This window comes from Micromonospora sp. ANENR4, from assembly GCF_015354395.1.
Taxonomy (GTDB): Bacteria; Actinomycetota; Actinomycetes; order Mycobacteriales; family Micromonosporaceae; genus Micromonospora; species Micromonospora aurantiaca.
Genome location: NZ_JADKYQ010000008.1, coordinates 283,157 through 294,634, shown reverse-complemented (window position 1 = coordinate 294,634; position 11,478 = coordinate 283,157). Strand labels below are relative to the sequence as shown.

General features: G+C 75.3%; 11 protein-coding genes and 2 pseudogenes. 3 read left to right on the top strand and 10 right to left on the bottom strand.

Annotated elements, in window-relative coordinates; translation table 11 throughout:
• Positions 1 to 128 precede the first annotated feature (128 nt).
• Complete coding sequence (locus IRY44_RS16585; RefSeq protein WP_194801259.1) at positions 129 to 971, top strand: GNAT family N-acetyltransferase; 843 nt, start codon at positions 129 to 131, stop codon at positions 969 to 971.
• Positions 972 to 1,032: 61 nt separating this feature from the next.
• On the opposite strand, the gene IRY44_RS16580 is transcribed toward IRY44_RS16585, so the two are convergent.
• Complete coding sequence (locus tag IRY44_RS16580) at positions 1,033 to 2,220, bottom strand: NAD(P)/FAD-dependent oxidoreductase (protein ID WP_194801258.1); 1,188 nt, start codon at positions 2,218 to 2,220, stop codon at positions 1,033 to 1,035.
• A gap of 11 nt (positions 2,221 to 2,231) precedes the next feature.
• Entirely contained in the window at positions 2,232 to 3,449 is a 1,218-nt protein-coding gene (gene lgt, locus IRY44_RS16575) for a prolipoprotein diacylglyceryl transferase (RefSeq protein WP_194801257.1), read from the bottom strand.
• Positions 3,450 to 3,550: 101 nt separating this feature from the next.
• Between lgt and IRY44_RS16570 the strand changes: the two are divergent.
• A pseudogene (locus tag IRY44_RS16570) lies at positions 3,551 to 3,739 on the top strand (NUDIX domain-containing protein); the annotation flags it as partial.
• Positions 3,740 to 3,916: 177 nt separating this feature from the next.
• On the opposite strand, the gene trpA reads toward IRY44_RS16570, so the two are convergent.
• From trpA to trpC, 3 genes are read right to left on the bottom strand one after another with little or no spacing between them, the layout of a single operon-like run.
• Complete coding sequence (gene trpA, locus IRY44_RS16565; protein WP_194801256.1) at positions 3,917 to 4,720, bottom strand: tryptophan synthase subunit alpha; 804 nt, start codon at positions 4,718 to 4,720, stop codon at positions 3,917 to 3,919.
• Between the two features lie 4 nt (positions 4,721 to 4,724).
• The gene (gene trpB / locus IRY44_RS16560; protein ID WP_194801255.1) at positions 4,725 to 5,951 is read right to left on the bottom strand and encodes a tryptophan synthase subunit beta; all 1,227 of its coding nucleotides are present in this window, start codon (positions 5,949 to 5,951) and stop codon (positions 4,725 to 4,727) included.
• A 34-nt stretch (positions 5,952 to 5,985) separates the two neighbouring features.
• Positions 5,986 to 6,789 (bottom strand): indole-3-glycerol phosphate synthase TrpC, encoded by an 804-nt coding sequence (trpC, locus tag IRY44_RS16555; RefSeq protein WP_194801305.1) that lies wholly within the window; start codon positions 6,787 to 6,789, stop codon positions 5,986 to 5,988.
• Positions 6,790 to 7,234: 445 nt separating this feature from the next.
• Between trpC and IRY44_RS16550 the strand changes: the two genes are divergently transcribed.
• The gene (locus tag IRY44_RS16550) at positions 7,235 to 7,510 is read left to right on the top strand and encodes a hypothetical protein (protein ID WP_194801254.1); all 276 of its coding nucleotides are present in this window, start codon (positions 7,235 to 7,237) and stop codon (positions 7,508 to 7,510) included.
• Here IRY44_RS16550 and IRY44_RS16545 read toward each other — a convergent pair.
• From IRY44_RS16545 to IRY44_RS16530, 5 genes and pseudogenes are all read right to left on the bottom strand, one after another.
• Positions 7,503 to 8,060, bottom strand: coding sequence for a Trp biosynthesis-associated membrane protein (locus tag IRY44_RS16545; RefSeq protein ID WP_194801253.1), 558 nt, complete (start codon positions 8,058 to 8,060; stop codon positions 7,503 to 7,505). The two genes, IRY44_RS16550 and IRY44_RS16545, sit on opposite strands and share 8 nt — an antisense overlap.
• Entirely contained in the window at positions 8,057 to 9,610 is a 1,554-nt protein-coding gene (locus tag IRY44_RS16540) for an anthranilate synthase component I (RefSeq protein WP_194801252.1), read from the bottom strand. Before IRY44_RS16540 ends, IRY44_RS16545 begins: the two co-directional genes overlap by 4 nt.
• Positions 9,607 to 10,020 (bottom strand): phosphoribosyl-AMP cyclohydrolase, encoded by a 414-nt coding sequence (gene hisI / locus IRY44_RS30720; RefSeq protein WP_269698127.1) that lies wholly within the window; start codon positions 10,018 to 10,020, stop codon positions 9,607 to 9,609. The genes IRY44_RS16540 and hisI overlap by 4 nt, the downstream gene beginning before the upstream one ends.
• Positions 10,021 to 10,200: 180 nt before the next feature.
• Positions 10,201 to 10,848 (bottom strand): annotated as a pseudogene (locus IRY44_RS30715) (phosphoribosyl-AMP cyclohydrolase); the annotation flags it as partial.
• A 152-nt stretch (positions 10,849 to 11,000) separates the two neighbouring features.
• Positions 11,001 to 11,390, bottom strand: a complete 390-nt coding sequence (locus IRY44_RS16530) for a MerR family transcriptional regulator (RefSeq protein WP_064445250.1) — start codon at positions 11,388 to 11,390, stop codon at positions 11,001 to 11,003.
• Positions 11,391 to 11,478 lie beyond the last annotated feature (88 nt).

The following is an 11,478-nucleotide window of genomic DNA, read 5'->3' as shown; positions in this document are numbered from 1 at the left end:
CTCAGGATGGATCATGATGGGGACGACGTCGGCCCTCTGCGGTTTATTGAGTCTACGTTAGGGCTTCCGGCGCAAGGCCAGTTCAGATTGATCACACTTCCAGATGCTGGGACGTGTAGTCTCGCGCGGTGGATCTCGCACGCGCTGACGTACTCGCCCGGTTGGAGCGGTTCTACGACGCGGTGCCCCGCGACGGGGCCCGGACCGAGGATCACGGCGCCCTGGTGCTGTTCGTCCGCGACGGCGCCGGATGGCCGTTCTACGCCCGGCCCCGACTCGACGCCGACGAGGCGCCCACGCTCGCCGACGTCACCGCCGTCCGCGCCCGGCAGCGGGAACTGGGCCTGCCCGAGGCGTTCGAGTGGGTGCACGAGCACCAGCCCGACCTGCTCGCGGTGGCCCGCTCGGCCGGGCTCAGCGTGCTGGAGGCGCCGCTGATGCTGCTGGAACCGGAGCGGCTGCCCGATCCGGGGACGTTCAGTGACGTACCGGTGCGGGTGCTGGACCCCGCCGAACCCGGCTTCGCGGCGGACATCGCGCTGCGCCGGGCGGTCGCGGCGGTCGGCTTCGCCAACGGCGGCACCGCGCGTGGCGACGCCGGACCGGCCGAGCGGGACGCCGCCCTCGCCCAGCTGGACGTGGCCGCGCTGGAGGAGGAGGCGACCCGGGTCGCCGACGGACGGCGCATCTCGGTGCTCGCCGAGACACCGAACGAGGGCGCGCTCGCCAGCGGGATGGCGATGCGGGTCGACGACGTGGCGGAGATCGCCGGGGTGGCCACGCTGCCGTCCGCCCGGCAACGTGGGCTGGGCGCGGCGGTGACCGCCACGCTCGCGCGGGAACTGCGCGCCGCCGGCACCGACCTGATCTTCCTGAGCGCCGGCAGCGAGGACATCGCCCGCGTCTACCTGCGGGTCGGGTTCCGCCGGATCGGCACCGCCTGCATCGCCGAGCCCGCAGCCGTCATCTGAGCACCGGCGCGGGCCGCCCGCCCGCGCGGGGACCGCGCCGCCGAGGGCCGCGTCAGGACGGTCAGGACGGCGGCTGCCAGGCGGCGGCCGCCGCCGCGGCGGTGTTGCGCAGTCGCGGGCTGATCGTGCCCAGTGCGGCGTCCCGGGCGCGCAGCGCCAGCCTGCCCCGGGCCTGCAGGACCGCCGACATCCGCCGGGTCTGCCGGACCATCGTGGCCGCGCGGGGGCGGCGCAACCTGTCGTACGCGGTCACCGCATCCGGCAGCCGCGACTCCCGCAGCAGCCCGGCCAGCGTCGCCGCGTCCTCGAACGCCAGGCAGGCGCCCTGCCCGAGGTGCGGCGGCATCGCGTGCGCGGCGTCGCCGAGCAGCACCACGCCACCCGGGCCGGCCGGGAAGCCGTACGCCTTCGGCAGCGGCCGCAGCTCGCGGATCTCCTGCTGGACCACGTCCTCCGGATCGGTCGCCTCCAGCAGCGTGCCGATCGGCGCGGGCCAGCCGGCGAACCAGCGCTTGAGCAGCGCGAGCTGGATCTCCGGCGGCTCCGGCCGGGGCGCGCCGGCGGCGGTGGCGACCCAGTAGACGCCGCCCCGGCGGGAGGCGCCCGCGGTGCCCCGCTCGCCGAGCGAGGCGGCCAGGAAGCGGTAGCCGGCGCCGAGCGTCTCGCCGTGCACCGGCTGGTCGTCGGGTAGCTGCGGGGCCCGGTACCAGGGGATCACGGCCCGCCAGGCGGCACAGCCGGAGCTGACCACTGCGGTCTCCGGGGCGAGGTGCCGGCGGATCTCGCTGTCCGTGCCGTCGGCGGCCACCACCAGGTCCGCCTCGTAGGTGTGCCGGCCGTCGCCCACCGCCGGGCGCTCGCCCGACGCCGCGCGCACCGTCCCCACTGTCACGCCGGTTCGCAGCTCGACCCGGTCACCCAGACCGGCGATGAGCGCGTCGTGCAGGTCCTCCCGGTGCACCACCACCGGCATCCGCTCGGCCGGCGTGGACCGGGCCTGCACCAGCCAGTGGCCGTCCGGGCGGCGCACGCCGCCGTCGGGCAGCGGGGTGGCGATCGCGTCCAGCCCGTCGCCCAGCCCGAGGGCGCGCAGCGCGCGTACCCCGTTGGGCCAGAGCACCACGGCGGTCGCCTCCGGGCGGACCCGGTCGGCGCGCTCCAGCAGCGTGACCTGCCAGCCCGACCGGGCCAGCACACCAGCCGCCGCCATTCCGCCGAGGCCGGCGCCGACCACCACCGCGCTGCGCATGACTCCCCCGCTCAGCTGTCCCGGTCCGCCGGGCGCCCGCCGTCGGCCCGGCCGGCGTTCGTCCGTTCGGCGTCCGCCCGCTCCGGGTCCGTGTCGTCCTCGGTGTCGTCGCCGTCCGTCCGCTCGGCCGTGGCGCCGTCGTCGTCCGTGCGGCCCGTCGCGGCATCGTCGGCGGGCTCGGCCCGTGCCGCTTCGTCGTCCGCCGCCGGCTCCGGGGGCAACTCGCCGGTCTTCCGGTACGCCTCGAACTGTTCCTCGGTCACCACCCGGTAGCCCTCGGGCGCGGCCGGCCGTGCGGCGGCCTCCCGGGCGGACAGGTCGACCTGGGACACGTCACCGGCCGGGCCGGCGGCGGGGGCCGGCTCGCCCACCGGCACCAGGTATTCGCGCGGGCCACGGACCCGGATGAAGTAGGCGAGCGCGCCGAGGAAGACCAGCGCGGCGGTCCAGACGTTGAGGCGTACGCCGAGGATCAGGTTCGCCTCGTCGGTGCGCATCAGCTCGATCCAGAACCGGCCCGCCGTGTAACCCATCACGTAGAGCGCGAACGCCCGGCCGCGGCCGAGCCGCAGGCGACGGTCGAGGAACAGCACCAGCGCGGCGACGCCGACGTTCCAGAGCGCCTCGTAGAGGAACGTCGGGTGGTAGAGCCCGGGCTGGAGCACCGGGTTGCCGGCGTCATCGCGCAGCGCGTGACCCGGATTGTCCGGGTCCATCACGTGCACTTCCAGGCCCCACGGCAGCGTGGTCCGCCCGCCGTACAGCTCGTTGTTGAACCAGTTGCCCAGCCGGCCGACGGCCTGCGCCAGGGGCAGGCCCGGCGCCAGCGCGTCGGCGACGACGGTGAGCGGGATGCCGAGCTGCCGCGCGGCGAGCCACGCGCCGACCGCGCCACCGGCCACCGCGCCCCAGATGCCGAGGCCGCCCTCCCAGATGTAGAGCGCCTTGATCGGCTCACCGCCGGCACCGAAGTATTTCTCCGGCGAGGTGATCACGTGGTAGATCCGCGCGCCGATGATGCCCGCCGGCACGGCCCAGACGGCGATGTCGAGTACCGCGCCGGGCGCCACACCGCGGCGGCGCAGCCGGTACTCGGTGACCACGCAGGCCACCACGATGCCGAGGATGATGCAGAGCGCGTACGCCCGGATCGGAACCGGACCGAGCTGCCAGACGGCGGTGCTGGGGCTGGGCATGGCCGCCAGTGGGGTCATCGGGGCGAGGGTCACGGGTGCACACGGTACCGGTGCGGACTGTGTGTGCGGCACCCCGGGCCGCCTGCCGCGCGGGTCGATGACTTCTGGTTTGCACGGTCGTAGGCTGTTTGTCCATGAGCCCGCTCACCTGGGCGGTCGCCGCTGTCGTCACCGACGCATCCGGCCGGCTGCTGCTCTGCCGCCGGTCCGAGAGGGCCCGGCGCTGGGGCCTGCCGGGCGGGCGGCTGCGCCACGACGAGAGCCCGGCGGACGCCGTCGTCCGGGCGGTCCGCGCCGAGACCGGCTGGGCGGTGGCGCCGGCCGACCTGGTCGGCCTCCACCGGGTCACCGACCCCCGGGTGCCCGCGCCGCCGGCCGGGTCGCGCTCACGCATGATCGACACCAGTTCGGCGAGGTGGCGGTGTCCCGGCGTCCTGGACCACGCCAGCTCGGCGAAATGGAGTCGATCAAGCGGGTGGCGACGGAGCGGACCCCGGGCGTCAGCGAGCGGGGTTGCGGACTCCGTCGGCCAGCTCCGCGCTGAGCTTGCGCAGGGCGGTCAGGCCGGCGGCCTGGTCCGGGGCGTCCAGCACGCAGCGGACCAGCGCGCTGCCCACGATCACCGCGTCGGCGTACCCGGCGACGGTGGCGGCCTGCGCGCCGGTGCCCACGCCCAGCCCGACGCCGACCGGTAGTTCGGTGACCTCGCGTAGCCGGGAGACCAGGATCGGCGCCGCTTCGGAGGTCTGCGCCCGGGCGCCGGTGACGCCCATGATCGCGGTGGCGTAGACGAACCCGCGGCAGTGCTCGACGGTCATCCGCAGCCGCGCGTCGGTCGACGAAGGCGAGACCAGGAACGTGCGGTCCAGGCCGTGCGCGTCGGAGGCGGCCAGCCACTCGGCGGCCTCGTCCGGGATCAGGTCCGGCGTGATCAGGCCGGTGCCGCCGGCAGCGGCCATGTCGCGGGCGAAGGCGTCCACACCGTACTGCTCGATCGGGTTCCAGTAGGTCATGGTGACCACGCTGGCCCCGGTCGCGGCGACCGCCTCGACCACGCGCAGCGCGTCCGCGACGCGGACACCGCCCGCGAGCGCGATGTCGCTCGCCTTCTGGATGACCGGGCCGTCCATCACCGGGTCGGAGTACGGGATCTCCACCTCGATGACGTCCACGCCCGCCTCGACCATCGCCTTCATGGCGGCGATGCTGTCCTCGACGGTCGGGAAGCCCGCCGGCATGCAGCCGACCAGCACCGCCCGCCCGTCCGCCCGCGCCTTGTCGAAGGCGACCCCGATGCGGCTCACGCTGTCACTCCTTGTCGAGGATGCCGAAGTACGCGCCGGCGGTGTGCACGTCCTTGTCGCCCCGGCCGGACAGGTTGACCACGATCACCGGTTCCCGGCCCAGCTCCTCGGCGAGCCGGGGCGCGACGGCGCGGGCCCCGGCGAGCGCGTGCGCGCTCTCGATCGCCGGGATGATCCCCTCGGTGCGGCAGAGCAGCTCGAAAGCGGCCATCGCCTCGTCGTCGGTGACGGGGAGGTAGGTGGCCCGGCCGCTGTCGTGCAGCCAGGCGTGCTCCGGGCCGACGCCCGGGTAGTCCAGGCCGGCCGAGATCGAGTGCGACTCGATCGTCTGCCCGTCGGCGTCCTGCAGCACGTACGTGCGGGTGCCGTGCAGCACGCCGGACGAGCCGCCGGTGATGCTGGCGGCGTGCCGGCCGGTGTCGACGCCCTCGCCGCCGGCCTCGAAGCCGTAGAGCCGCACGCCGGTGTCCGGCACGAACGCGTGGAAGATGCCCAGCGCGTTGGAGCCGCCGCCGACGCAGGCCGCGACCGCGTCCGGCAGCGCGCCGGTCAGGTCCAGGCACTGCCGGCGGGCCTCCTCGCCGATGCCGCGCACGAAGTCCCGGACCATCTCCGGGAACGGGTGCGGGCCGGCGGCGGTGCCGATCAGGTAGTGGGTGTCCTCGACGTTGGCGACCCAGTCCCGCATCGCCTCGTTCATCGCGTCCTTGAGCGTGCGCGAGCCGGTGGTCACCGGGACGACTGTGGCGCCGAGCATCCGCATCCGCGCCACGTTGAGCGCCTGCCGCTCGGTGTCCACCTGGCCCATGTAGACGACGCATTCCAGGTCGAACAGCGCGGCGGCGGTGGCGGTGGCGACGCCGTGCTGCCCGGCGCCGGTCTCCGCGATGACCCGCCGCTTGCCCATCCGCTTGGTGAGCAGTGCCTGGCCCAGCACGTTGCGGACCTTGTGCGCGCCGGTGTGGTTGAGATCCTCGCGCTTGAGCAGGACCCGCGCGCCGATCTGCGCGGAGAACCGCCGGGCCTCGTAGAGCAGCGAGGGCGTGCCGGCGTAGTCGCGCAGCAGCGCGTCGAACTCGGCGAGGAAGTCCTCGTCGCCCATCGCCTTCCGGTACGCCGCGTCCAGCTCGTCGAGCGCGGCGACGAGCGCCTCGGGGACGAACCGGCCACCGAACCGGCCGAAGTGACCGGCGGCGTCGGGGACCGGGCCGGTTGCGGGTGCGGCGCTCATCGCGGGCGTCCTCTCGGATCGGGTGCCCGGCGGCTCAGCGCACCGGGCGGGGCGTGGCCGGGTGGTTACCGGCGTTGACCAGCTCGGCCACCGCTTCGCGCGGGCTCTTCTGGGTGACCAGGCCCTCACCCACCAGCACGGCGTCGGCGCCGGCGGAGGCGTACCGGATCAGGTCGTGCGGACCGCGCACCCCGGACTCGGCGATCTTGACGACGCTGCTGGGCAGGCCGGGCGCGATCCGCTCGAACACCGAGCGGTCGACCTCCAGGGTACGCAGGTCGCGGGCGTTCACGCCGATGACCTGCGCGCCGGCCTCCAGGGCGCGGTCCGCCTCCTCCTCGGTGTGCACCTCGACCAGCGCGGTCATGCCGAGCGACTCGATCCGCTCCAGCAGCCCGACCAGCGCGTTCTGCTCCAGCGCGGCGACGATCAGCAGCACCAGGTCGGCGCCGTGCGCCCGGGCCTCGTGCACCTGGTAGCTGGAGACCACGAAGTCCTTGCGCAGCACCGGCACGTTCACCGCGGCCCGCACGGCGGCCAGGTCGTCGAGCGACCCGCCGAACCAGCGGCCCTCGGTGAGCACGCTGATCGCCCGCGCGCCACCGGCCGCGTAGTCACCGGCCAGGTCGGCCGGGTCGGCGATCTCGGCCAGCCGCCCCTTGGACGGCGACGAGCGCTTCACCTCGGCGATCACCGCGACGCCGGGGCGGCGCAGGGCCGCGTACGCGTCCAGCGGTGGCGGCGCGGCGGCGGCCAGCTCACGGATCCGCTCCAGCGGAACCTGCTCCTGGCGCCGGGCGACGTCCTCCCGCACGCCGGCCAGGATCTCGTCGAGCACCCCTGCGGACGGCGCCGCTCCGGCGTCGTCCCCCTCCGCGTGCGCATGCTCAGCAGTCACCAACGGACTCCCCTCTCCGGGCGTCATGGGCCGATGCTAGGGGGCGCCACCTGGCGACGAGTGCCGGGGGGTATGGCGCACCTCACGACATGGGCTGTGGCATGATGGCCGACTTCCGGTGAACGCCATGTCACGCAGCGCCACCGCTGGCATCGACCGTCACCCATCCCCTATCTCACCACGATCGTTCCGGGCCCGCAGGACGGGTTCCGGCGATGGGCTGTGACCAAGCTCAAGGACCTCCGGCCCTGCCCAGGTCGTCCCCGGTGCGGCAGCGTTGACCTGTGCTTCACGGCGGCGAAACGTCCGCCCGGAAGCATCGTCGTCGGGCACACTCGACGCCGGCGGCTGCCGACCGTCGCCAACGATCTCGTATGGGGTGACCATGAGCGCCAACGGGCCGACCCAGACCATCGGCTTGACCACCATCTCCCGTACCGTCGCCTCCCTCGCCGTCGGCGTGGTGGACACGCTCGAACGCGCGGTGGCCGGCGACGGCCGGGCGCGTACCGCCCGCGGCAACGCCTGGGAGGCCGTCTGCGCCGACCGGGCCCGCGCCGCCCAGCGCCGTGAGCTGGAGCGGCTGGTGGCCGAGCTGGCCGCCGCGCGGGCCGCGGCCCGGCAGCGGCGCGACGCCCGCGAGGCGCAGCCGGTCAGCTGACCGTCGGGTCCTCGCCCCGGTCCAGCGCGTCCCACGCGTCCCGGGTACCACGTTCGACCGCCGGTCGGCCGGGCTCGTCGGCCGGAGCGGACCGCCGCTCGTACCGGGCGCCCATCGCCGGCCAGCCATCCCCGCGCAGGGCGGTGAACGCGCCACCGGCCGCCAGGGCCAGGCCACCGGCGAGCACCAGCGCCGGCCACTGCCGGCTCACCCCCGCCTCGGTCAGGCCGATCCCGCCGCCGACGGCCACCGCCAGCCCGACGCCGGCCAGCAGCACACCCAGCAGCCGGCGCAGCCGGCCCCGGGTGGCGAGCACCGCGCCACCGCCGGCCAGCCCCACGTAGGTCAGCGCCAGCACCCAGGGCAGCAGCTCCGTACCGGTGCGCCCGGCCCGCCCGGACGGCAGTGACCCCCGGGCGGTCGCCTCCACCGCCCAGGTCCGGGTCACCGCCCAGCAGGCCAGGCCCGCGCCGGCCAGGCAGAGCAGCACCGCGTACGCGAGTTCGCGCCGCCCGCGGGCCGGCGGCGCGGTGGTGCCGGGCGCGCTCACCGGGCGGCCCGCAGCGTCTCGGCGGCCGCGATGGCGGCGAGCACGGCGGCGGCCTTGCTGCGCGTCTCCCGGTCCTCGGCGGCGGGGTCGGAATCGGCCACGATCCCGGCGCCGGCCTGCACGTAGGCGCGGCCGTCGCGGATCAGCGCGGTACGGATCGCGATGGCCATGTCCAGGTCACCGCCGAAGGCGAAGTAGCCGACGGTGCCGCCGTAGACGCCGCGCCGGACCGGCTCCAGCTCCTCGATGATCTCCATGGCCCGCACCTTGGGCGCGCCGCTGAGCGTCCCGGCCGGGAACGTCGCGGCCAGCGCGTCGAACGCGGTGCGGTCGTCGCGCAGCTCTCCGACGACTGTGGAGACGATGTGCATGACGTGGCTGTAGCGCTCGATGGTGGCGAACTCGGGCACCTCGACGGTGCCCGGCCGGCACACCCGGCCCAGGTCGTTGCGGCCCAGGTCGACGAGCATCACGTGCTCGGCGCGTTCCTTGGGGTCGGCGAGCAGCTCGGCAGCGAGCTTCGCGTCGCCGTCCGGGGAGCCGCCGCGCGGGCGGGTGCCGGCGATCGGGTGCAGCAGCGCCCGCCGCCGACCGTCCGGGCCGGCGCTGACCTTGAGGTGCGCCTCCGGCGACGAGCCGACGATGTCGAAGCCGTCGAAGCGCAGCAGGTACATGTACGGGCTGGGGTTGGTGGTGCGCAACACCCGGTACACGTCGAGCGGGTCGGCGTCGGTGGGGCGCTCGAAGCGCTGGCTGAGCACGATCTGGAAGCACTCGCCGGCCCGGATCGCCTCCTTGGCCGTCTCCACCGCCTTCGGGTAGCCGCCCTCGGGGGTGCGGCTGACCACCTCGCCCACGCCGGGCCGGTCCACTGTCGAGACCATGGGCGGAATCGGCCGGGACAGCGCGCTGGTCATCGCGTCGAGCCGGCCGACGGCGTGGTGGTACGCGGCCTCCACCAGCTCCGCCCGGTCGGGGTCGTCCAGCGGCGGCAGCACCGCGTTGGCGACCAGGATCGCGGAGCCCTCGTAGTGGTCGAGGACCACGAGGTCGGTCGCGAGCATCATGCCCAGCTCGGGCACGTCCAGCTCGTCCTCGGTCAGCTCGGGCAGGCGCTCGAAGCGGCGGACCAGGTCGTAGGCGAGGTAGCCGACCAGGCCACCGGTCAGCGGCGGCATGTCACCGGCCGGATCCCAGCCCGGCCCGGCGAGCGCGGCGACCGTCTCGCGCAGCACGGTCACCGGGTCGCCGCCGGTGGGCACCCCGGCGGGCGGGGTGCCGGTCCAGCTCGCCGCGCCGTCGCGCTCGGTCAGCGTGGCGCTGCTGCGGACGCCGATGAACGAGTAGCGCGACCAGGCGGTGCCGGCCGAGCCGACGCCCTGCTCCGCGGACTCCAGCAGGAACGTGCCGGGACCACCGGCCAGCTTGCGGTAGACCCCGACCGGCGTCTCCGCGTCGGCGAGCAGCCGCCGGGTGACCGGTACGACCCGCCAGCGGGCGGCCAGGCCGGCGAAGGTGGACCGGTCCGGGCTGACGGTGCCGTCGGTCACGGGGTCACCTCCGGGGAGCTGACCGGCAGTTCGGTGAAGAAGCAGGTGCGCTGCCCGGTGTGGCAGGCCGCGCCGACCTGCTCGACGCTGACCAGCAGCGCGTCGCCGTCGCAGTCGAGTGCCACCGAGCGCACGTACTGGTGGTTGCCGGAGGTGGCGCCCTTGACCCAGTACTCGGCGCGGCTGCGCGACCAGTAGGTGGCCCGGCCGGTGGTGAGGGTGCGGTGCAGCGCCTCGTCGTCCATCCAGGCGACCATCAGCACCTCGCCCGTGTCGTGGGCGCGGACCACGGCGGCGACCAGGCCGTCCGGGGTGCGGCGGAGCTTGGCCGCGATGGCCGGGTCGAGCCGGGACGGCCGGGCCGGGCCGGGAGTGGGGGCGCCGGTCAGCGGCGCGTCAGGGGCGGGCACGGTTGACCATTCTCCCGCACGCGGCCCGGGGACCGCCGACGTGTCCCGGGAGGCGGGCGTCACCGGCCCCAGGGCCCGGCCCAGCTGGGCGAGGTAGCGGTCCACCCGGCCGTCGGCGAGCGCCTCGGCCAGGTCCGCGCCGTGGGTGGCGGCGATCTCGTCGGCGTACGGGCGGATCAGCGGGAGGATGCCGGTGACCAGCCGTCCGGCGGCGGCGCCGACCTCGGCCGGGTCGCCGGGGCGCGAGCCGAGGCAGAGCAGCATGTCGTCGCGGTAGCCGGGCGGGGCGACCGGCAGGTCCAGCGCGGCGGTCAGGGCGGCCCGGCGGGACACCACGCGTACCGACGGGTTGGCCGGCCGCAGCACCGACGGACAGAGCCGCGCCAGGTCGGCCGCGGCGAGCCGGACCCCGGCCGGGTCGTCGGCCGCCCGGGCCGCGGCGACCTTGCCCAGCGTCGCGATCAGCTCCTCCAGGCGCGGATCGTCGGCGGGCTGGCAGAGCACCGGCAGGTCGATCCGGCGGCGCCATTCCGGCGCGGCCCAGAGCAGCCGGGCGGGCGCGGTGACCGGGAGCCCGAACGCCCAGTCGGCGGGCTGGCCCAGGCGGCGCACCCAGGAGCGGATGTCGCGGGCGGCCACCGAGACGTGCACGAGGCGGCCGCCGAACTCGGCCAGGTACGCCCGCCGGGCCGCGTACGGGGTGCCGCGGCGGGACGTGGGCTGCCGGGCTCCGCCGGCGGGGCGTCCGTCGTCGGCGGCGACGAGCACGTCCACGTCGACGTCGCTGTGCTCGGTGGCGGCCCGCCGGGCGTGGCTGCCGCGCAGCATGATCCCGACGACCGGCCGGTCCGCGACCTGCCGGAGTCGGGCGGCCCAGTCGTCGAGGAACCCGGTTCCGGGCAACGGAGCTGGACCCACCGCGTCATGGTGCCGAGCTCCGATCCTCCGGTGCCGGACTCCCTGTCCGCCGTCGGGCGCGGTCAGCCCGACTCCTCCTCCGCCCGGCGGTACGCGTCGATCTTGTGTTCGAGGACCTTCAGGTCCTCCTCCAGCTCGGCCATCCGGGCCAGTACGCGGGCCCGGTGTGCCTCGAACAGCGCCCGCCGCGCGCCGAGCGTGCTGTCCCCGTGCCGGGCCAGCTCGGCGTAGCGGCGCATGTCGCGTACCGGCATCCCGGTCCGCCGCAGCCGGGTGAGCAGGAACAGCCAGTTGACGTCGGACTCGGTGTAGCGCCGGCGACCGGACGAGTCCCGCCCGACGCGGCCCACCAGGCCCTCCTGCTCGTACCAGCGCAGCGTGTAGGTGGTCAGGCCGACCCGTTCCGCCGCCTCACCCACGGTGAGGCTCGTCTCCCGCGTGCTGATGTCCACGCCCTCCAGGCTTCCAGTTCGAGCGCACTCGAAGTCAAGTCCCTCATTGCCCTGCCGACGGAATTCACCTACCGTTGAGTTCAACGGG